We start from the raw sequence: 20,687 nt of genomic DNA, 5'->3' as shown, positions 1-20,687 counted from the left end.
ACGCGGCAGCCGCGTTCCGTGAGCTGCCGTGCGCAGCTAGCGTTTGTGACCGGTGTGCAGCTTCTTCTCCATGAAGATGGAGTAGCGCGACATGCCGAAACAGAAGCACCAGAATACGATGGCCGCGAAGAGATAGCCGGTGTGCCCCTGGGTCGGGGTGGACCAATTCGGATCCGAGAAGGAGGATTGGATCTGGCCGAGCAGGTCGAACATGCCGACAATCAGAACCAGGGTGGTATCCTTGAACAGACCGATGAAGGTGTTGACGATGCCCGGGATGACGAGCTTCAGCGCCTGGGGCAGAATGATGAGACCCATCATCTGCCAGAACCTGAGGCCGAGCGCCATCGCCCCCTCGTACTGTCCTTTGGGGATGGCCTGCAGGCCGCCCCGCACGACTTCCGCCATATAGGCGGCGGAGAACAGCGTTACCCCGATCAGAACCCGCAACAGCTTGTCGAAGACCACGCCTTCCGGCAGGAACAACGGCAGCATGACCGAGGACATGAACAGCACCGTGATCAGCGGCACGCCCCGCCAGAACTCGATGAAGATCACCGAGACCAGCTTGATGATCGGCATCTTGGAGCGCCGCCCGAGGGCCAGCAGAATGCCGAGCGGCAGTGACGCCACGATCCCGGTCACCGCAATGACGAGTGTCACCAGCAGACCGCCCCACACAGCCGTTTCCACAATCGGCAGGATCACCGTGTCTCCGAATACCAGGCCTGTCAGAAGGAAATAGGCCACGATCGGAAACACGAAGAGGAACAGGATCGCGTTGAGCGCCTTGAACGGCGCACTCGGTATCGCCAGCGGCACAAGCAGGACCACGAACATCGCATAGACGATATTGACCCGGTAGATTTCCTCTACCGGATACCGTCCATAGATGAACTGCGGGAAATAGGCCTTCACATAGGCCCAGCAGGCGCCCACATGCCCACCGGCCTCGGCCGGAAGGCAGGCGTCCCGATTCGTACCCGTCCAGATCGCATCGACAATTGCGAACTTGATGAAAGGCTCGATGATCGAATAGGCGATCAGAATGCCGATGATGGTCAGGATGGTGTTGGGGATGGACGAGAACAGGTTCTGCCGCATCCATCCGATGACACCGGTGGTCGAGACCGGCGCCGGCATGACCGGCGCCTCCTCGGTGCGAATGTGAAACAAATCAGCGTTTGCCATGGGTCGCTCCTATCGTTCCACAAGCGCCATGCGCTGGTTGTACCAGTTCATGAAGGCCGACGTGATCAGGCTGAGCGACAGATAGACGATCATCCAGATCGCGATGATCTCGATCGCCTGGCCCGTCTGATTGAGCACGGTACCGCCGACGGACACCAGGTCCGGGAAGGCGATCGCCACAGCCAGGGACGAGTTTTTGGTCAGATTCAGATACTGGCTGGTGAGCGGCGGAATGATCACCCGCATGGCCTGCGGAATGACCACAAGCCTCAAGGTCGGCCCGGGACGGATCCCCAGCGCATGCGCCGCTTCCGTCTGGCCGTGGCTCACGGCCTGGATCCCTGCCCGCACGATCTCCGCGATGAAGGACGCTGTATAAAGCGCCAATGCCGTCGTCAGTGCAAGAAACTCCGGAATGACATTGAAGCCGGTTCCAAGCTGGAACCCGCGCTGCAACTTGGGCCCTGTGTCAAGGAAGACCGGATAATCGAGTGAAATAGGCATTCCTGAAAGGAAAAATGTCAGGATCGGCAAACCGAGGATGAGACCGACGCCAGTCCAGAAGGTCGGAAACTGCTGCCCCGTAGCTTCCTGACGCTTGTGCGCCCAGCGCGCAACGAAGACCGTGGCGATAATACCGATGATCAGCGCATATCCGATAAACTCGGACCCCGCCGCAAAAATGGGCTTCGGTCCGCGCAAGCCTGCGATGTTCAAGTGGAACAAATCAAACAGAGACCACTTTTCCCGCTTGCCCGGGACGGCTCTCAAAACCGCGAAATACCAGAAGAAGATCTGCAGAAGCAGCGGAATGTTGCGCAGGAGTTCGATGTAACAATACGCCAGCCGCGAGATCACCCAGTTGTTCGACAACCGCGCCACGCCGACGACGAAACCGATAATGGTCGCGAAAAAAATGCCGATCACGGCGACCAGTAGCGTATTGAGAAATCCGACAAATAGCGCCTGTCCGTAGCTCGACGTCTCCGAATAGGAAGCGAGAGCCTGAATAATGCCGAAGCCTGCCGTGGTATTCAGAAAATCCCAACCGGACGCAATATTCTGGCGCTCCAGGTTGGCGAGCGTGTTCGTGACAATGAAATAACCCAATGCGACAAGACCGGAAACCAGTAGGATCTGGTAAAACAGGCCGCGTGCCTTCGGATCATTGATCAACGAAGCACGCGCCGGCGGTCCCGCCGTGTGCTGCTCCTGAACTGACATAAAACCTCACCGAGTCAGCTGCAACGGCCCCTTTTCAAGATCGCCGTTCGCATTTGCCTGTTCCGAAATCCAATCCCGATGACGTTGCATCAGGTCCCCGTCGACCGGAACGGGCACACCCTCTGAAAAAGCCAAACGCATTGATTGCGTATTTTTCTGGCTGGTTATGGGAGGCCCGGCGGCGATTGTCGCCGGGCCTCTGAGGCTTAGGATCGCAACCGTGCCTTAGCGGACCGGCGGAGCGTAGAGAACGCCACCCTTCGACCACAGGGCGTTGACGCCGCGGGCAATACCGAGAGGCGTGTCCGGACCGACGTTGGCATCGAAGGACTGGCCGTAGTTGCCGACACCCTTGATGATGTTGTACGCCCAGTCGTTGGACAGGCCGATTGCTTCACCGAAGGCGCCTTCAGCACCCAGAAGACGCTTGACGGACGGGTTGTCAGAACCCTTCATGTCGTCAACGTTTTCAGAGGTCACGCCGAGTTCTTCGGCATTGATCATGGCATTCAGGGTCCACTTGGCGATGTTGAACCACTGGTCGTCGCCCTGGCGAACCACCGGGCCGAGCGGCTCCTTGGAAATGATTTCCGGCAGAACCATATGGTCGCCCGGGTTGGACAGCTTCAGACGCTGAGCATAGAGACCGGAAGCGTCCGTGGTGTAGACGTCGCAACGGCCGGCATCATAAGCGGCAACAACTTCGTCGGCCTTTTCGAAGGCGACGATTTCATACGGCATGTTGTTGGCGCGGAAGTAGTCGGCAACGTTCAGCTCGGTCGTGGTACCGGTGTTGGTACAGACGGATGCGCCGGACAGTTCCAGGGCCGAGGTCACGCCCAGGTCCTTGCGGACCATGAAGCCCTGACCGTCATAGTAGTTCACGCCGGCGAAGTTCAGGCCCAGGGCCGTATCGCGGGACATGGTCCAGGTGGTGTTGCGCGACAGGATGTCGACTTCACCGGACTGAAGGGCTGTGAAACGCTCCTTGGCGGACAGCGGGGTGAACTTGACGGCGGAAGCGTCACCGAAGACCGCGGCAGCAACGGCGCGGCAAAGGTCAACGTCCAGACCGGTCCAGTTGCCCTGTGCGTCCGGGTTGGAGAAACCGGGCAGGCCCTGGCTCACGCCACACTGTACAAAGCCCTTGGCCTTGACGTCTTCGAGCGTACCAGCATGCGCAGCCGACGCCGCGACGCCCATAGCAGCGCCCAGCACCAGCGGAAGGATTTTTTTAGACATGGAAATGCAGCCTTTGTTTTTTACCCATACATTAAGTCATCGCCCCCTACGGCAGTTGCCCTCGACGCCCGCTTAGCGGTCTTGCGTCAAACCGGATTTACCGGTTCTTTCCTCCAGGCGGACCACCGTGGTTCCGACGGATCCATTCGATGGCATTTGACGGGACCGGTCAAGGGGTTAAGGTCCGCTGAATCCGACATTTCCGGTTTCGCACTGCAGAAATGATTACCCGTACAATGCACAGAAGGTGAACATGACTAAAAAGACGCCGACCGCTGCCCATAACATTGACACAGTTGTGGCGCATGCCGGACGTTCCCCTGCGGAATTTCATGGCTTTGTGAATCCCCCGGTGGTCCATGCGTCCACTGTTTTGTTTCCCGACGTAGAGACCATGGCTTCGGGCGGACAGAAATACCATTACGGCCGTCGGGGCACCCCAACCACAGAAGCCCTGGAAGAAGCCATTACGGTCATGGAAGGCGCCGCGGGCACGAAACTCGCGAACTCCGGATTGAATGCGATCTCGCTTGCCTGTCTTTCCTGTCTGAATGCGGGCGACCACATGCTCGTCCCCGATACGGCCTATGCCCCCACCCGCAAGCTCTCGGACAATGTGCTGCCGAAGTTCGGTATCGAGGTCAGCTATTATGACCCCTCGCTTGGAAAAGAAATCAGCAGCCTGTTCAAGGACAACACGAAGGCGGTCTTTACCGAGGCGCCGGGGTCGCTGACCTTCGAGATGCAGGATGTGCCGGCCATTGCGAAAGCTGCCCATGAAATCGACGCGACCGTGCTCATGGACAACACCTGGGCAAGCCCGCTCTATTGCCAGCCCTTATCGCTCGGGGTCGATCTGTCGATCCAGGCCGGCACGAAATACATCGTCGGACATTCCGACGTGATGTTGGGCACGATTGCCGCAAGCGAAAAGGCCTGGCCGGCCTTGAACGACTTCCACGGCTTCATGGGCGTTCATGTCGCACCCGACGATGTCTACCTGGGGCTGCGCGGACTGAGGACCCTTTCCGTCCGGCTCGAACGGCACATGAAGAACACTCTGGAAGTCATTTCCTGGCTGCAGGGCCGGCCTGAGATCGCGGCAATCCACTATCCTGCCCTGGAAACCGATCCGGGCCACGCCATCTGGAAACGGGATTTTTCTGGTGCCAGCGGGTTGTTTGCCTTCGACTTCAAAACCGGCACGACGGATGCCCAGCGCACCGTGTTCCTGGACGCGCTGACGCTATTCGGCCTCGGGTATTCCTGGGGAGGGTTCGAAAGCCTGGCCATCCCGGTGAAGCTGGCCGGCATCCGCACGGCTACCGCCCCGGACCCTGAAACATGCTCCATCCGCATGCATATCGGCCTTGAAGACCCGGGAGACCTGATCAAGGATCTCACCCACGCCTTCGGCAAGGCGTTCGGCTGACGTCAATAAAAAACGGCGCGATCAGATCGTCGGATCGCGCCGCTTTTCCTTGAAAATCAGCCAGATGTTCCGGAAGTAGATGATCAGGCCGAGGCCCTGGCCGGCGATGAACACCGGATCCTGGCGCTGGATCGCATAAACCAGCAATAGAGATCCCCCGGCGATCGAGAAGAACCAGAACGCGACCGGAACGATCGAGCGTCCGACCCGCTCCGATGCGATCCACTGGATCACGAATCGCATCATGAACATTGCCTGGGCAACGAAGCCGAGCACGATCCAGAAATTGAACTGCTCGATGAAGACGGTGTGGAGCCAGTCGAAGAGCGCGGTCATGGGTACGTCCGTTTCAGATCAGGCGTCAGGCGCGCCGGAAAGGGCACGTGCGCTTGGGATGGTCTTGCGCCGGCGGCGCAGCCACCAGACGCCGAAAAGGTCAAGGATCCCGATCAGGGCCCGGTCGAAGATTCCGTATTTCGATGTGCCGTGCCGGCGCTGTCGATCCTGCACGTCGATATGCACGACCCCATAGCCTTCCCGGATGACGAGCGCCGGCAAGAACCGGTGCCAGCTGTCGAAATAGGGCAATTGCAGGAAAACCTCGCGCTTGAGCGCCTTCAGGCCGCAACCGCTGTCGCGTGTGTTGTCCTTCAGGATCGCACCGCGAAGCCGGTTGGCGAATTTCGATGCCAGGCGCTTGGCGAGACTGGCCTTGCGGCCAAGTCTTTGACCGGCGGCAAGGGCCACGGCGGGACCGCCCGCCGTCAAGGCATCAAGAAGCTTCGGAATATAGTCGGGGTTGTTTTCCCCGTCGCCGTCGATGGTCGCGACCACATCTCCGCGCGCATTCAACACGCCGGTCCGCACCGCGCAGCTCTGCCCGCAGGACGTTTCGTGCCGGAACGGGCGCAGCCAGGGGTTTTCCGCAGCATAGACCTGGAGCACCTTGTCGGTGCCGTCGGAGGAACCGTCATCCACGACGATCACCTCAAACCTGCGACCTGAGAGCGCGGCTCCGATTTCATCGAGCAGGATGGGCAGGTTGTCCGCCTCGTCCTTGGCCGGGACGACCACGGTGACCTCAAGATCGCCAGTGGCATTTGCGAGGGTTTCCCGAAAACTCTGGGTCATTTCACCGTTCCGTTCCGTCCCGTTCGCCTGCCACGGCCACGAACCGCTCATCGGTCCGCCACGGGCTGCGGCGTCCGCGCAGGACCTGCCGGAAGGCACGCAGACAAGAGGATGCCGATCGCCGGCTCATGATCGGCTCGATCCGCCCTGCCGTCGACAGGTGAAAGCCGATACGGCGGCGGGCGAGCGCGCGAGCCGTAAAGAATGTGAACGTCATGCCAAGCAAGGTGCCCGCAATGACGTCGCTCGGATAATGGGCCCCGACCATGATCCGGCTGAATGCGACCCAGAACGCGGCAACCACGATCAGCCAGCGCCAGGTCGGGAAGATCAGCGCCAGCGCGGTGGCGAGGGCCGCAACTGTCGTGGAATGGCCGGAAGGAAAGCTGGTGTATCCGTGTCCCTGGAACGACAGGAAGTCGAAGGCGACCGGACCGGCTTCCTCATAGAGTTTCGGACGCGCGCGCCCCAGGGCCCATTTCAGGAACAGGGCCAGGATCCCGGTGACCGCGACCGTGTAGAAGGTGAAGGCCGCATAGGTAAAGACGGCACCCACCCCCGTGCGCAACCGGAACGTCAGCTTAGAGGCATCCAGCGCCAGCAAGGCAAGACAGACGAGCCCGGTCGACCACAGGATCCAGTGCGCCTTGCCGAAATCCGTGAAAGCGGAAAACGCCCGCCGATATTCATCCGGCAGGGATCTGATCCAGGGATAGGTCGGCACGTCGAAGGCCACCACCGCAATGCCCACAGTCAGCATCAGCACCGCCAGGATGTCCTGCGGTCTTTGCCCGGGACGCAAAGGGTCGTTAAACCGGGCGGCACGCACCTTGCGCCTGGCCAGAATCTGACGCATGGCCCGGTAATTGCGCCGCACGCGGGCAGCAATCTGTCTCAAGCCCTCAATGAATCCGGTCCGCGTCATTCGTTACTTGCGCTCGTTGTCGCCATGGGCCGGCAGGTAAAGGCCGATATCCTGCCTCTTGCCGCCATTGATGTTCAGGCCGTCTACATTGCTTACCAATTGCGGCACAAGCCCGTTTGCCGCCGAGGCTTTCAAAAATGCCTCTTTCTGACGGCTTTCGACAACCGCAATCCGGCAGCCGGTGACCGTACCTTCGTCCTTGCCGGCCAGGAAATCCGCCGCCTGCTCGGCCGAGACAATGCGTGTACCTGTTCCTTGCAGGAAAATGAAGCTCGGTTCGTTGAAGCCACTGGTCACCACATGGGCCGGCTGACATCCGGGTACGTCGGAAATGGCCTGAAGGAGGCGCGGACTGATCCAGATCGTCGTCAGGGCGGGTCCGACAAATCCCCAAACCCCGATCGCGATGCAGACGCCTGCTCCCAGCGCCGGCGGGATCGCCTTGATCGGCACATCCGCGACAAGCCACCGCGCCCCCATGAGCGCCAGGATCGCCGCGAACACGCAGATGACCGCTCCCGGCGGCGACGGCCAGTCGCCAAGGAACGCGGGACCGGCAAACGCTCCGATTGCGATCCCGACCGCCGGAAACGCCAGAAGGAACGCGCCGATCCATCTCAGAACTCTTCCGGTCTGTACGCGCTGCGGATCCACCAGCGCAGCGGCAACCGGCAGCGCGAGAGCGGGCAACAGCGGCATCGTGTAATGCGGCAGCTTGGTGGCCACGAGTTCAAAAACGATCCAGGACGGCACGAACCAGGACACACAGAAGAGAACCAGACGGCTCGCCCGTTCCCGCCAGACCGTGGCCAGCGTTAGGAAGATGAACCCCGGCAACGGCCAGAAGACCCCGAACATGGTGGCCAGATGCGTCAGCGGCGGCGCGCCGTGGCTCTCCTGCCCCTGCCCGACCTTGCCGAGAAGATCCTTGCCGATCGCTTCCTGGAAAAAAGCCCCGTCCGTTGCCATCCAGATGGCGATGAACCAGGGCGAGACCAGCAAAACGAACCACAGGATCCCGAACAGGGGAACGGCGCCCTTGAACCAGGCGACCTGCCGCTTCAGCGCCATCAGGCCGACAACGGTGAAACCGACCACCATCGGCGCCACAGGGCCCTTGATCAGAACGCCGGCCGCCAAGGCAGTCCAGAAGACGAAGCTCAGTCCCCAGTGGCGCTTGGGCGTCTCTTTCAGCCAGATACGCGCAAGCGCGCCCTGGGCAAGAAGGATCGTTGCGAACAACACCGCATCGGTCTTGGCAAGCCGCGCCTCGACCCCGAGGATGATCGCCATGGCCACGAACAGACCTGCGACCAGCGCTCCCGCGGGCCCCATGAAAGCCCGGGCGACCCAGAAGGTCAAAAGGACGCAGAGCGTCGCGCCGATGGCCGATGGCAATCTGTAGACCCAAAGCGGTGCCTCCGCCCCGAGGCCGGAGGCATTTACCGCAGCCGCCTGCAACCAGTAGATTCCAACGGGCTTCTTGTACCGTGCCTGGTCCTGAAAGCGGATATCGACATAGTTCCCCGTCTCCAGCATCTGCTTGGTCGCCTGCGTGAAACGCGGTTCGTCCCGGTCAAGAGGCGGAACCGTCCACTGCCCCGGCACGAACAGGAAAAGCGACACCAGAAGCAGAAACAGGGGAGCAGACAGATCGTGTCCGAACAGCCGGAGCCAGAGCGGGCGCACCGGAGCCGGGGCCACAGGTCCTGATTGTTCTGCGGAATTGTCCCCCGAAGTGTCTGATGTCTCAGTCGTCATTTCTCAGATCCGATCGCTCCGGTCAGGTCAGGCGAGTACCGATGGGTCATCTTTAGCAGCCTCCTCCTACATGAGGTTTCAAGGCCTGTCATCAGTTACGGATACCATCCCAAAACGGAAACAGGTCCTTGCTTGCCCCACAGGTTTGACTATCGTCGACCCCGCTTAGAAGCTCTATCGATTCCGGGACCGACCATGACCCTGATTGCCCATATCACCGACTTGCACCTGCGCCCGCGCGGCCTGACCTGCTACCGGGTCAGCGATACCAACATGCTGGCGGAACGGGCGATCAAGGCCCTTCTGTCCCTTGGAACCCGCCCGGACGCGGTTGTTCTGACCGGCGACCTGACAGACAAGGACGATCCGCGCGAATACGCACTCGCCAGGCAATTGCTCGGCAGGCTGCCGATGCCCGTCTATCTGATCCCCGGCAATCACGACACCGCGGCCGGCATGCGTGCCGCCATGTCCGATTATCCCGGCATCAATGAAACCGAAGGACCGGACCTGTGCTATGCGGTGGAGATCGGCAGCATACGCCTGGTGGCGCTGGATTCCAGCGTCCCGGGAAAACCGCACGGGCATCTTGGGAAAGACCAGCTTGCCTGGCTGGACAAGACCCTTTCGGAAGACGATCGGCCAACCCTCGTTGCGGTTCATCACCCACCGGCCCAGACCGGTATCGCTCACATGGACCGGATCGGCCTGCACGATACGGAGGCGTTCGCCGAAGTGCTCAGCGGTCACCGGCATGTCGAACGCCTTTTATGCGGCCATGTGCACCGGCCGATCATCGCCGGCTTTGCGGGGACGGTCATGACCCTTGCACCCAGTGTTGCCCATCAGGTGGTGCTCGACTTCGCGGACGAGGCGCCGTCCATGTTCAATTTCGAACCGCCTGCCTATTTCCTGCACCGGTACACGCCAACGGCGGGCCTGGTGACTCACATGGCCTATGTCGAAAGCCATCCCGGTCCTTTCCCCTTCTGGTCTGACGAAGGCGTCAGTTGGCCCGGGGATGAGCCGGAATGACCATCCTGAAGACGATCGTTAAAATCGCGAAAGCCGGAAGCCTTCTCGCCGTGCTCCTTTTTCCGCTCGCCGGCTGCGGCGCTGTGCAAAGCAACAAGGAGCTTGAGGATCAGCCGGTCTTCACCCAGGTACCGGTCGACACGCAGGCGATGCTCAACATGCTGAACGCCTACCGCGCCCAAAACGGTCAACCACCGCTGCGCCACGACGAAAGGCTTGATACTGTTTCGGCCGACATGGCCCGTCATATTGCCGGGCGCGACAGCATGGACACCTGGGCACACAGCGCCTTCGGACTGTCACAGAGACTGGAGAAGGCGCGCTACCCGAATTATGCCGGCGCAGAGAACCTGGGGGCGGGTTATGCCTCGCTGCAGGCCGCCTTCGCCGGCTGGCAGGGATCCAAGGACCACAACAAGAACCTGCTCAATCCCTATGTAACGCGTGTCGGCATTGCCAGCTTCGACCGGTCCAACGGCAAGTGGCGCCATTTCTGGGTCATGACCCTGTCGCGGCCAACGGAGGATGGCCGACCGAGCCTGCAATAGCTTCCGACGCCTCGGTCCAGCGCGCAAAAAGAAAGGCGGGCCATTGCCCGCCTTGAGTTTCCAGAGAGCCTGAGAAGGCATCCGGCAATCGCCAGAGAGGGCTCATCAACAAAGTTGAATTTCACCCTCAAGTTTTTATATCGCCGACCTTCCCGACTGTCAACGCTCTTCGGGCCACGCCCCTCTTTCAGTAGGGGAACGGACGCTTCTCGAATTCCAGTTCCAGGCTTTCCATATCGGCAGCGTTCAGGCTTTCTCCACCGGCGAAAAGCCGTTGTTTGCCGAACCTCGGTTGCCAGGAACACAGCTGCGGCGACAGGATTTTCACGCAAGGAATGCCGAGGTCGGCCCTGGTCGCATCAAACCGCCAGAGATCGATGTTTCGGGCATGGCAACTCCGTTCCAGGTCATCTTCATCGTAGATGCGTGCCAGTGCCTGTGGGTCCGCCCACGGCAGGTCTTTCAACCCCAGCTCGTCGGACAAACGCAGTGTTCCCGCCAGAGCGAGCCGCGGCGGCATCTGCACCTCCCCACGCCTGCGATCCGCGTCATAGGCCCGGGCTGAGAATTCCAGGGAGATCTCCGCCTGCAGCATTTCCGAAACGGCGGAAGATGCGGCATCTGCGGCGGAGGGAGCCGCGGCGACTCCCAGACATCCCCCCAAACCGTTTTGCTGACAGGACACAGCCGCCAGAACATGCACGTCAAAATCACTGAAAACCCGGAGAACACTCGTGTAGCGCGAACGCGCATTCAGGAATTGTGCTAAATTTTCAGGCAGAATCCGGCCCCAATCCTCCGGGCATACCCGAGTTATCCCCAAGCGGTTGTACCAGGCGCGTCCGAAAGCGTCTCTTTCGGCAAGCTCATGAAGCGCCCGCCGCGCAGCCCCTTCCCGGCTCGACCAGACCGCGGCACCCGAGCTGGATGCCACACTGGGAACGGATGGTGCCATGCCGTCCCTCTCCCCCATTAGAACGGCATAAGCCGGAATTTGCGCCCGACCTCCATCGCGCAAACGGGTGATCTCAACCCGCCTGTCCGACATGGCGTTCCAATCGATCCCGTCTTGTCGAAAGACCGCCTGAAGCGCCGGTGAGCGTTCGGCAAACCTTCGCTCCTGTCTCGTGCTGAAGCCCAGAACAGGCCCGAGAGGAAGATCCTCAAGGTCGTCGTTTCTCCATCGAATGCGAGGATCTTCGCCCCCCTCGGAAAAAAGACTTACCCGCTCAGCCATTTCACCAAGGCAGGAAAGAGCGGCAATTGCCGGATCGGAGCCCTGACCTCCCGCTGGAATGGTTATGCGCGCTTCGTTGGAAGCCGAGTTTGCGCGCCCGGGCAACCGGACCAGTCCGGTGCAAAAATGGATCGGGCAATCCGTCAAGGCCACCGGTTTCAGGACCGGTTCATAAAGGTCGATCAAACCTGCAAACAGAGCGACAACTTCCGGGCTCACTCCAGGTGACAGACGGACGTCCGCACTGCTTCCCACGGCAAGTCCCCAATCCAGAAGCCGGTCGCTGGCCGACCTAATGCCGCCCGGATCCGATCTCCACGCTCGGGACCGGACATCCCCCTCCTGAAGCCGCTCGAGCAGCTGCGCCATTGCCTTCTTACCGGTGACCACGTTTTGTCCACATGTAGAATCTACCTAAAATTGCATTGAATAGTAATTCACAAATTTCCATTGATCAATTTCATGCAATCGAAAAGTATTTAATCGTCGAATTAATTAGTTTCTAGCGACATTTCGCATAAACTTAATTTAATTCGACATATATAAAGATATTTCTCTTGAGCTTTTCAATTTAACTCAAGAGAAGGAGAAAGAAATTCGCCTAATCAGGCGACAGAAGCAGGGTTATCGAAACATGGAAAACAACATTCATAGCCGCGAAATTCTCGAAACCGGCCGGAAGCTCGGTCAAATTCTTTCCGACAGCGCGGCCCGCGAAGCATTTGTCGCGGATCCTGCAGCTTCGCTCCCCGAAGCTGGTCTTTCGTCCGCCATGATCGTCTGCGCGGATACCGCAGATACGGTCCACCTCGTCGTGCCGGCAGGCATCGACCAAACCCGGCTCGCCAACGGCGACGAAGCCTACCTGGAAGAGCTCGGCCGCCAGGCATTGGGCGCCTGCTTCTATGAGGACCTGCCGAAATAAGCCGCTATTCCGGCTCCTTTACGGATGCGGGAGATCGGACCCGCATCCGCCGCCCGGACAGGAGGAGAGGCTTATGGCCCGATTTCCCTATTACAAGGAAAACACTCGCGAACTTGGCCGCCTCCTGGCGGAAGCGTCGCGGGACCCTGACTTGCGCAAGCGTCTGGAAACCGACCCGAAGTCCGAACTGCGACGTATCGGACTGCCGGAAGAGACAATGGCGCTGTTCAACTTCAAGGTCTTGAGCGAACGAGCCGGTCAGCCTGTCGCGGTCCTGCCTTTCCGTCTCAATCAGCAGCGGCTGGACCGGCACGATCCCGATTATCTGGCCCGGGTCGCCGAAACCGTTATCACGCCCGCTCTGAATTAGCCTCCGATATCCATGACTGGCTGTTTTCAAACGGCCCCATCAAAACCCGCCAAAGAAGAACCTCTGAACCAGATCGGCGCCTCGGCGGTAGTTCGCTCGGGTATTGGGGTCCTGAAAGAAATTGATCCTCTGGTGCCAGGGAAACTGGTCATGCGGCCTCAGGAGATCGCGGTCGATACTGTTGCCGAACCGTCTGTTGAAGGTCTCAAGCACATTGAGCGCATCGTTTTCCCGGCCCGTGCAGACCAGGGCGGCAATACGCGTGGTCAGGCCGAAAATACTGCCCGCCGGAGCCCGCTCGATAAATTCGGCAGCCGACGAATAGTCTTCCGCCGCGAAGTGGATGTTGGCCAGATATTCGAAAAAGATCCGGGGTACGGCAGGAAACAATCCGAAGGCCCGCTCCGCGATCTTGCGGGCGCTTTCGATATCTCCAACGAAGGCCAGACCTTCTGCGACCGACATGAGATTGTTCGGATCCACAAGATTGAGTTGTTCGGCATGTCTGAACGCGCGTCGGGCATCTTCGGCGAGGCCCGACTGGACGAGCGCCCAGCCATAAACACGCTGATTGACCGATTGCCATGGGTCCAGCAGAACGCCCCGCTCCGCCACCGAGAGGATGTCCTCGATCCCCTGTTTGGAGTCGGCCATTTCCTTCGGATAGTAAAGCAGACGCTTCATATTGATCGAGGCCTTGCCCGCGTAGGTCATCGAAAACGTGTTGTGCGACCTTTCGAGCTGATCGAGGATCAACAGCGCCTTTGCATCCGCCGCCGGCGTGAACTCCCAGATCAGCGATTCCGCCTGACACCAGCGGGCGAAGGGCATCGACATCCCCCCCTTGCGCAGACGGCCGACCACATAGGCATGAATGCGACTGACGGTGTGAAAGGCTGCTACATGGGCCGAATTCCTGTCGCTGAGCACATCGAAGTCGATGATCTCGTTGAAAAGGATCCTGCCGGTATCTCGGCTCTCGAACTGGATATAAACACGGCTCGCTGCCGGATCATGGCGAAAGCGCAGGAGATAGCTCCCCAGTTCCCCACTCTCCACACGCGTGACGCTGCCGCCACTATCCTCTTCCCTGTATTCCGCCTGAATCAGTTCGAAAGACCGATAGGACGAAAGTCCAGCCACGATTTCATCCCGCAGCATCCTGGCATTCATCTGTCCCGAACTATCAAGCGACAGGGACAGGATAGAGATTTCCGGCAGACGGATTTCTTCGCTGTCCAACGGGCCAAGCATACCCGACAGATTGAAGACGCCCCGCTTCGCCCCTGTTCCCGCCGGGACCGGTCCGGCGGTCTCCTCGAAAAGCCGATAGGTTGCCGGATCGGGTTTGGCGTCGAGGCCGATCGCCAATTCCCGTTCACATGCCTTGAGCTGCTGGCGGGCCCGTTCCGTTTGCCCCAGTGTCAAGTAGCGCCGTATCAAAATCTGGTGCGCATGCTCCAGAGTACCGTCCACATGGAGCAGAAACTTCGCCGCCGCCTCGATGCTTTCATCGTCGTCGCCGGCCGTCATGACGTCGATCTTCCTGAAACAGTCTGCCAGAAGGTCGGTGCGGATTCGCTCCCGCTCGATCAACAGCCAGCTGTTGAACTCCGGATCGAGCGCTTCGTAACCATAGAGGAATTCGCCCTTCCACAGAGTTTCGGCTTCCTTGAAATCAGCGGCTCTACCGCGCCCGATCAATGTCCCGAGACGGACCAGATCCCAGTCAAGTCCGCCTGGATCCAGCGAAACATGCATGTTCCCCGTCTGCAGGAAACGGATTCCGGCCGTCTCCTCGATCGTGCGCAATTGCCGCAAGGCCTGACGCAGGGACTGGGTGGCCTTGTCCCGTGATGTGTTGCTCCAGAAAAAATCCGCCAGAGCTTCGCGCGGAATCGTATTGCCGGGTGTTCTCAGCAAAAAGATCAGGATAGCCAAGGCCTTGCGCGTTTTCACCGCAACCGGAGCACGCGTGTCGTCGGTAAGAGCTGGAACACCAAGGCTTTGAATTTTCAAAATTCTTCCCATGACCCACGGATCAACCGTTAGAGTACCACCGAGACTGATTATGCAGCAGTTACCAAGTTTTGCGAATACGCTGCAAAACTGTTTCCTGTTATGTAGGATATGTCTATCACGGTAATTTCACGCGGCGAAACGATCCTGCCGCGCTAAGAAGAATGCCAAAAGGCAGCAATTCGAAATTCCAAATTATGGTGGGTATCAAAATGTCCAAAGCGGTTGACATCGACCTGAACCAGGCCCCGGGTGACGAACTCGCTCAAGAGACCTTGAAGCGCATGATCTATTTCACAAAGCGCGAAGCCGAAAAAGACGGCCGGACCTTCTGCGCCTACTTCCTCGACATGGCGCTCAATGCGCTGGATGAGGATTCGGAGGAAATGAACATGCTTCTCAAGGCGAAAATCACACCCTTGACGATTTCGGAAGGCAACGGAGCCAAGGAAAACGCCTGATCCAGGGCGTATTCTTCAAGAGAAGGGAGGATACCGGACCTCATTTCGAGGTTCGGTGTCAACCTTATGAACGCGAAGGCACCAGGCAAATTTGCCTGCATCGTTTATTCTCGCCTGATCGATTTCTCCGGCGTCTTCAGAACCAACAAAAAACTCTCTGCGCGATCGGCATCTGCATTCGCCCCGGCGCAGCAGTTCGTTTCAAGGCGCAGCCGTTCGGCGCCCGAGGCAAAACAAATTTCCGAGAATTGGCGACCCCGGCAGGATTCGAACCTGCGACCATTCGCTTAGAAGGCGAGTGCTCTATCCGGCTGAGCTACGGGGCCTGATTGGAAGGTGTGGCATGCGACTCGCGACATGCCCGATCCAAGGATACGGACTTAGTGGGTCCAGGGCGCAATTCGGTTAAACTTGAAATTATCGGAATAGGAGGCGCCTCTGATCTTGCGCTCACGCGGCTCCTCGACGCGATAGGCGATGCTGTTGCGCCGGGCGTAAGCGACAGCCTCTTCCTTCGTTTCGAAATAAAGCCGAATCTGCTGCCGCATGTCGGAAGAGGAGGTGTACCCCATAAGCGGCTCCACCGAACGGGCCGTCTCCGGTTCATAGTCCAGAACCCAACGATGGGTTTTGGCTTTTCCGGATTGCATGGCGGTTTTCGCTGGCCGATAGATGCGTGCAAGCATTTTGATCGTTCCCGAACTGGGCCTGCCCGCTTCCCCGGACCGGCTTCCACAGCCAAGGTTTTTCCCCTCTTTTGGCCCCGTGTCAACACCCGATGGAGAAGACGGGACCAAGCCTCCGGATCAGTCTTCACTTAAAGTCGGTTTAACCGTAAATGGGGATTGGTTTCATTTGCCCCTATACAACTCAGAGTAATTTGTGCCATTGGTATCACTGCTTTAGATCGGCAGGACTTCTAACCGGATCCCGAAGAATCCGGGACACGCACCTTTCGGAGAGTGTTCGAAAAAAATGCAAACACCACCCTTCATACCGCAATCTGCCTATTTTCATGAACATGTTCAACCTGGTGACAGGCGGCTCAAAAAACTGAAAGCCGAAGTCGATCGCCATAATCTCACCGAAATGTGGGACATGATCCTGACACTCGACTACCAAGTTGCCAGTGCCCATGAGTTATCTCATGAGACGAAGGAAGAATTTTACGGTATTATTGAACTCCTTCTTAAGGCATTCGTGAAAGAGTAGAAATCACTACTAATCGAAGTCAGGGAACGGTGCGATTTTGCTGACCACAAAACGGCCAGTTTTTACCGAGCTGGGTACCGAGGCGATCGACAAGGGCCTCGCCGACCCTCAGCTCTCTGCCTTTTATGAAAGCATGATGTCTTCCTCGGGCCTCGTGAACGAGAACCTGCGCGAACACATGCCATACCTGAGCTTATGTTCCGACAAGCTTGAGGGCATCGGCCCTCCTCCCATTTTCTATGTCGGACGCAGATCCAGCCAGCGCAGCCTGTTCGGCGACGAATGGGCCATGCAGCAGGGACAGGAACTGAGAACCCCGGACCCGGACCTGGAATACGCTTCCGCCGAAGGCTACCGAGCCGCCTTGTCCGGACGCCCCTACTATGGCTACGCGCGCACGGCCCTGCATCTGGAAGGCGGCACGATCGAGATCGCCTTCGAGCGCCTGATCATGACGCTGCGCCCGTCAGCACATTCAGACAGGCGTTTCTGCGCGTATTTCGGCGTCATTCAAGACCTTCAGCAACAATAGTCCTGGCAAGACCGATGAGGTCGCTTCTGGTCGAGTACACCAGCCAGTCGTCAGGACGGATGTGCGCCGGTGGAACGACCCAGTGGGTCCCGCGCGGTACGTATCGCCGGTACCCCACCCGGATCCCGAACCCCTTCATGGCGTTTCTCGCAGCCATCAGGCCGTAGAGATAATCCGGAGACCATTTCAGCAGCGAAACCAGAAAGCCGAGTTGGGTCAACGCCTCGGCCAGCCCCTTGCCGCGCGCATCCCGGCGGAGCCAGAGATTGCCGTGATAGACAATTTTACCGCGCATGTAGAACGCATCTTGCGCATGCTCTTCGCCCAGCACCGCATTCGGCGCCGGGTCGACGAACATCCGCCTTTGCTGCTGCTGCCAGAATTCGCCCAGACTGCGATCCTTCAGATCCTCGACTTTTGCCGCCTGAACGGAAACCGGCTCCCCCTTCTCGTCCCAGGCACCGATCCAGAACGCCATGGCGCCATGCAGGTCGAAGAACCTGCTGGAGAAATCCTCCATCAGATAGCGATCCTCGGTCGCCCGAATCGTATCCTCGAACAAAGTAAAATCCGAACTTTCCTTCAGACGAAGCCCCGCATCTTTTATCTTTGCCTGAAGGATCGAGATTGCGCTGGAAATTTCCAGGGTTCCCTCACCCGTTTGATCGACGAACATCTTGATTTACCCGCCTCGGCCGAGGCCGTCCCGTTCCCGTGTTATCTGATGTCCTGAGGCCTGCCCGCCGTTCCAAGACCCGATTACCTTGTTTCCTTAGGCGCAGCAGTCACCGAACTGGACGGCGAATACCGACCAAGTCCACGTGTTCCCATCCACATTGGCTTTTATTTTGTGTCAGGCGGATATCGGACTGCCGTCCGGCTATTGTTTCCCCCGTTTAAAATCTCCTCCGCCAGATTTTTCCCGAACTCCCCCAGATGATGACTATTTTCGCCATTATCGGACCTATCATAGTTAACAACTGGTTCCTTCAACGTGTGATAGTATGCCGTCAAATACAAGCGAATGAATTCGAACCCACTAATTAATCAAAAAATAAGGTTAAAATTCAAAAATACAATTTTACTATGCATGCATTGCGCTAAGTCTACTTTAGCGAATGCAACCATTACTTGCTTGAGAGATTGTATTTTGAGGACGCTGAATTCTCTTGTCACGGCTGGTCAAAGCCCGGAAATTCCCGAAGGAATGATCGCCGGGATCCAATCAGAAGATAAGATCGAAATTTAATGAACTTACACGCGACGGGCCGGCGCTGTCGTGAACGCGGCAAACGGCCCTATCGGCAACGCTGATCGTCAGCGGGGCAATTGCTGGAGGGATAAGCAGGGCTGCTATTGGGAGCGTATCCTGGCCTGTATCCAGGCGTTACATTGTATCGATTCTCGTTCTGATCTCCCGGACGGTAACCTGGGCGATTGTCCCGCCGATCCCCATAACGTGGTGCGTTCGGGACGCCTTCGATATAAGGCCATCCCTCGTTTCGTCGATTATCCACCTGAGCAGAACCTGGAACTGGGGCGAACACCGACCAAAAAAAGACGGCAGAGAGGAGACCGGACTTTCCAAAATTGGAGAGTTTTCGTTTGCTGTTCACTGTCTTCTTCCTCCATTGGCATTCAGAAACTCGGCATCGCTCCAGATACCTGCACGTGTTTCAACGCCAAAAGTGGACGCCTTCGTCAGTTCGACGGGCGCATCCGGTGTCATGGTCGCGGAGCCTGACCTTAACAAATCCTCAGCCAGAGTAACGCCAAAATGCACCTCGCAATTGACCAAGGGCACCCCCTGCTCGGTTTGTCCGGTCTGCCTGCACTTGATCTGCTTGCCGGCAATCATTGCTCTAAGATTTGTCCGCGCCCGCAATCCGCAAGACCACCTGCGCCCCTCCTCCGTTTTGCACACCTTCTGGGGCGGAATCGGCTCAAGAAAGGCCAGACGGAAGATATCATCTCCGACCTGAAAGGTCGTGCTATCGGACACGCGGACACTTTTCGGAATATAGATATGATCAGGAAAAGGCTCGCTTAACCGGCGGTCGGGCGCGCGCGGCAATTTCTGGTTTTTCCGATCTACCCGCACCGGCTCCGTGGTCCACAAGACCTTCGTGTTTCCGGCGTCCTGATCGGTCTGCTTGGCATTTTGAGCCTTCGTCGGAACGCAGAGACAAATGACCAATGGCAGGCAAATAAGCCACGAGACCTGGGATTTCTGCATAACGGCATCCTCAGGCATGATAAACTGAAATCACTCAAGAACATAAGCCGATCCCGGTCAAGGTGTACGTGGACAAAGCGGCATCGGACACACGATATCAGACCGAGGATCCCTATGCCTGCGTTTTCGTCGAAAGCGTTTTTCGTCTCAGGATGTGTTCAAAGGCGTCTTTAAAGCGCGAGCCATCTTTTGGCATCGTCCGGCGACTGGATTTTCAGCCATGTCAGCCCGCTTTTGTGCCATGGCACCACACCACTGCGACGATTGTCCAGGACAAGGTCGCCATCGGTGGTGCGCACCACCAGCACCGCATGCCCTTCCCCCCAGGAGGTCTTGGCCACCGCAATACGCAGGGCTCGTGACGGCCAGCCACGGGCAATCAGTTCCGCTCTCTTCGTCAGGGCAAAGTCTTCGCAGTCCCCGGATTTCGGCGCCACCGTCCACGTGTCCGCCCAACCCTTGCTGCCCCGATCGTTGACCGGGCGAATGCTGTGATTGACGGTCGCGTTGATCCGGTTGAGTTCCTGCTTCTTGACCGCGTTCATCGCCACGACCGAACGCCCGAAGGACCGGCACTGGGACGGCTCCTTGGCACAGAAGATCACGTGCCCCATCGGCGCAAGTGTCGGCCCGCGGCTGGAAATGAACCGCGGCTCCAATTGCCGCTTGAGCGACGACAAGCCGCCACCGAGACCGAATGCAAATGCACCTTGAACCGGAGCCAGCAGCAAACCGGCGAAGATCGCTAAAAGAACTGTCCTGTTACGCATTTCCACTTCTCCCCGACAGGATTTGAAGGAGAAGCTACACAAAACATCTGAAATCCAGGTTCGAGACCCAAACGCAGTTTTCAATAAATTGAATAAAATCGAGTAAGCTTCAGGTAAGTTTTACCGGGCGTTCGGGCGCTCACCCACCATTTCTGCACCTATAAAAGCATCTGCAATGAGAACGATGACTCGAAGGCACAAACTTTGCCTGAGAACTATCTTCGATGTGGCTCAATACCGGAAACGGCCGGCAGACCTGACCTTTAACAAAGTCTTAATACGCCTTCATCTAAAATCAATTCTTAAATATGAAAATTGCCAAGGTGTTTGAGTATGGCAAATTACTTCACAGACGAGCGGGCGAAACCCGCGGGCGGCTACGTCGATCATATCATCGAGCCCGATGGCGCAGGGGCCGACCTCTTATTCCTTTTGT

Annotated in this window: 21 protein-coding genes and 1 tRNA gene; 8 read left to right on the top strand and 14 right to left on the bottom strand. The window is 58.3% G+C overall.

Annotated features, from left to right (window positions below; translation table 11 throughout):
- Positions 1–36: 36 nt before the first annotated feature.
- The 3 genes from ABIN98_RS17885 to ABIN98_RS17875 form a co-directional block, all read right to left on the bottom strand.
- Positions 37–1,191 (bottom strand): amino acid ABC transporter permease, encoded by a 1,155-nt coding sequence (locus ABIN98_RS17885; RefSeq protein WP_346911935.1) that lies wholly within the window; start codon positions 1,189–1,191, stop codon positions 37–39.
- Positions 1,192–1,200: 9 nt separating this feature from the next.
- A complete protein-coding gene (locus ABIN98_RS17880; RefSeq protein ID WP_346911934.1) occupies positions 1,201–2,415 on the bottom strand; it encodes an amino acid ABC transporter permease in 1,215 nt (404 codons plus the stop codon).
- A gap of 225 nt (positions 2,416–2,640) precedes the next feature.
- Positions 2,641–3,657: an amino acid ABC transporter substrate-binding protein gene (locus ABIN98_RS17875; protein ID WP_346911933.1), complete on the bottom strand. Its 1,017-nt coding sequence runs from the start codon at positions 3,655–3,657 to the stop codon at positions 2,641–2,643.
- A 253-nt stretch (positions 3,658–3,910) separates the two neighbouring features.
- Here ABIN98_RS17875 and metC point away from each other — a divergent pair, with 253 nt between their 5' ends.
- A complete protein-coding gene (metC, locus tag ABIN98_RS17870) occupies positions 3,911–5,089 on the top strand; it encodes a cystathionine beta-lyase (protein ID WP_346911932.1) in 1,179 nt (392 codons plus the stop codon).
- Between the two features lie 21 nt (positions 5,090–5,110).
- On the opposite strand, the gene ABIN98_RS17865 is transcribed toward metC, so the two are convergent.
- The 4 genes from ABIN98_RS17865 to ABIN98_RS17850 are packed head-to-tail and all read right to left on the bottom strand — an operon-like array spanning position 5,111 to position 8,906.
- Positions 5,111–5,425: a lipid-A-disaccharide synthase N-terminal domain-containing protein gene (locus ABIN98_RS17865; RefSeq protein ID WP_346911931.1), complete on the bottom strand. Its 315-nt coding sequence runs from the start codon at positions 5,423–5,425 to the stop codon at positions 5,111–5,113.
- An 18-nt stretch (positions 5,426–5,443) separates the two neighbouring features.
- Entirely contained in the window at positions 5,444–6,220 is a 777-nt protein-coding gene (locus tag ABIN98_RS17860) for a glycosyltransferase family 2 protein (RefSeq protein ID WP_346911930.1), read from the bottom strand.
- A 1-nt stretch (position 6,221) separates the two neighbouring features.
- On the bottom strand, positions 6,222–7,118 hold the full coding sequence (locus ABIN98_RS17855) for a phosphatase PAP2 family protein (protein WP_346911929.1): 897 nt from the start codon (positions 7,116–7,118) through the stop codon (positions 6,222–6,224).
- A gap of 30 nt (positions 7,119–7,148) precedes the next feature.
- Positions 7,149–8,906: a glycosyltransferase family 39 protein gene (locus ABIN98_RS17850; protein WP_346911928.1), complete on the bottom strand. Its 1,758-nt coding sequence runs from the start codon at positions 8,904–8,906 to the stop codon at positions 7,149–7,151.
- 195 nt (positions 8,907–9,101) lie between these two features.
- On the opposite strand from ABIN98_RS17850, the gene ABIN98_RS17845 reads away from it, so the two are divergent.
- Both ABIN98_RS17845 and ABIN98_RS17840 read left to right on the top strand, forming a co-directional pair.
- Positions 9,102–9,941, top strand: a complete 840-nt coding sequence (locus ABIN98_RS17845) for a phosphodiesterase (protein WP_346911927.1) — start codon at positions 9,102–9,104, stop codon at positions 9,939–9,941.
- A complete protein-coding gene (locus ABIN98_RS17840) occupies positions 9,938–10,489 on the top strand; it encodes a CAP domain-containing protein (protein ID WP_346911926.1) in 552 nt (183 codons plus the stop codon). Before ABIN98_RS17845 ends, ABIN98_RS17840 begins: the two co-directional genes overlap by 4 nt.
- Before the next feature lie 187 nt (positions 10,490–10,676).
- On the opposite strand, the gene ABIN98_RS17835 is transcribed toward ABIN98_RS17840, so the two are convergent.
- Positions 10,677–12,095 (bottom strand): YcaO-like family protein, encoded by a 1,419-nt coding sequence (locus ABIN98_RS17835; RefSeq protein ID WP_346911972.1) that lies wholly within the window; start codon positions 12,093–12,095, stop codon positions 10,677–10,679.
- Between the two features lie 265 nt (positions 12,096–12,360).
- Between ABIN98_RS17835 and ABIN98_RS17830 the strand changes: the two genes are divergently transcribed.
- Together ABIN98_RS17830 and ABIN98_RS17825 are read left to right on the top strand one after the other, a co-directional pair.
- The gene (locus ABIN98_RS17830; RefSeq protein ID WP_346911925.1) at positions 12,361–12,651 is read left to right on the top strand and encodes a hypothetical protein; all 291 of its coding nucleotides are present in this window, start codon (positions 12,361–12,363) and stop codon (positions 12,649–12,651) included.
- Positions 12,652–12,724: 73 nt separating this feature from the next.
- Positions 12,725–13,021 carry a hypothetical protein gene (locus ABIN98_RS17825; RefSeq protein WP_346911924.1) on the top strand — a complete coding sequence of 99 codons (297 nt, stop codon included), beginning with the start codon at positions 12,725–12,727 and terminating at the stop codon, positions 13,019–13,021.
- 39 nt (positions 13,022–13,060) lie between these two features.
- On the opposite strand, the gene ABIN98_RS17820 is transcribed toward ABIN98_RS17825, so the two are convergent.
- Positions 13,061–15,040: a BTAD domain-containing putative transcriptional regulator gene (locus ABIN98_RS17820; RefSeq protein ID WP_346911923.1), complete on the bottom strand. Its 1,980-nt coding sequence runs from the start codon at positions 15,038–15,040 to the stop codon at positions 13,061–13,063.
- 212 nt (positions 15,041–15,252) lie between these two features.
- Between ABIN98_RS17820 and ABIN98_RS17815 the strand changes: the two genes are divergently transcribed.
- Positions 15,253–15,501, top strand: a complete 249-nt coding sequence (locus tag ABIN98_RS17815) for a hypothetical protein (protein ID WP_346911922.1) — start codon at positions 15,253–15,255, stop codon at positions 15,499–15,501.
- A 249-nt stretch (positions 15,502–15,750) separates the two neighbouring features.
- On the opposite strand, the gene ABIN98_RS17810 is transcribed toward ABIN98_RS17815, so the two are convergent.
- Together ABIN98_RS17810 and ABIN98_RS17805 are read right to left on the bottom strand one after the other, a co-directional pair.
- A tRNA-Arg gene (locus tag ABIN98_RS17810) sits at positions 15,751–15,827 on the bottom strand.
- A gap of 54 nt (positions 15,828–15,881) precedes the next feature.
- The gene (locus ABIN98_RS17805; RefSeq protein WP_346911921.1) at positions 15,882–16,187 is read right to left on the bottom strand and encodes an ETC complex I subunit; all 306 of its coding nucleotides are present in this window, start codon (positions 16,185–16,187) and stop codon (positions 15,882–15,884) included.
- 289 nt (positions 16,188–16,476) lie between these two features.
- Here ABIN98_RS17805 and ABIN98_RS17800 point away from each other — a divergent pair, with 289 nt between their 5' ends.
- Both ABIN98_RS17800 and ABIN98_RS17795 read left to right on the top strand, forming a co-directional pair.
- A complete protein-coding gene (locus tag ABIN98_RS17800; protein WP_346911920.1) occupies positions 16,477–16,713 on the top strand; it encodes a hypothetical protein in 237 nt (78 codons plus the stop codon).
- Positions 16,714–16,750: 37 nt separating this feature from the next.
- A complete protein-coding gene (locus ABIN98_RS17795) occupies positions 16,751–17,245 on the top strand; it encodes a hypothetical protein (protein ID WP_346911919.1) in 495 nt (164 codons plus the stop codon).
- On the opposite strand, the gene ABIN98_RS17790 is transcribed toward ABIN98_RS17795, so the two are convergent.
- The 3 genes from ABIN98_RS17790 to ABIN98_RS17780 form a co-directional block, all read right to left on the bottom strand.
- A complete protein-coding gene (locus ABIN98_RS17790; protein WP_346911918.1) occupies positions 17,220–17,921 on the bottom strand; it encodes a hypothetical protein in 702 nt (233 codons plus the stop codon). The genes ABIN98_RS17795 and ABIN98_RS17790 overlap by 26 nt on opposite strands.
- Positions 17,922–18,857: 936 nt before the next feature.
- Positions 18,858–19,481 (bottom strand): hypothetical protein, encoded by a 624-nt coding sequence (locus ABIN98_RS17785; protein ID WP_346911917.1) that lies wholly within the window; start codon positions 19,479–19,481, stop codon positions 18,858–18,860.
- Between the two features lie 170 nt (positions 19,482–19,651).
- A complete protein-coding gene (locus tag ABIN98_RS17780; RefSeq protein ID WP_346911916.1) occupies positions 19,652–20,251 on the bottom strand; it encodes a transglutaminase-like cysteine peptidase in 600 nt (199 codons plus the stop codon).
- Positions 20,252–20,687: the final 436 nt, after the last annotated feature.

The sequence above is a fragment of the uncultured Roseibium sp. genome (assembly GCF_963675095.2).
Taxonomy (GTDB): domain Bacteria; phylum Pseudomonadota; class Alphaproteobacteria; order Rhizobiales; family Stappiaceae; genus Roseibium.
Note: the sequence above shows the minus strand (reverse complement) of the source record. Positions and strands in the feature narration are given on the sequence as shown.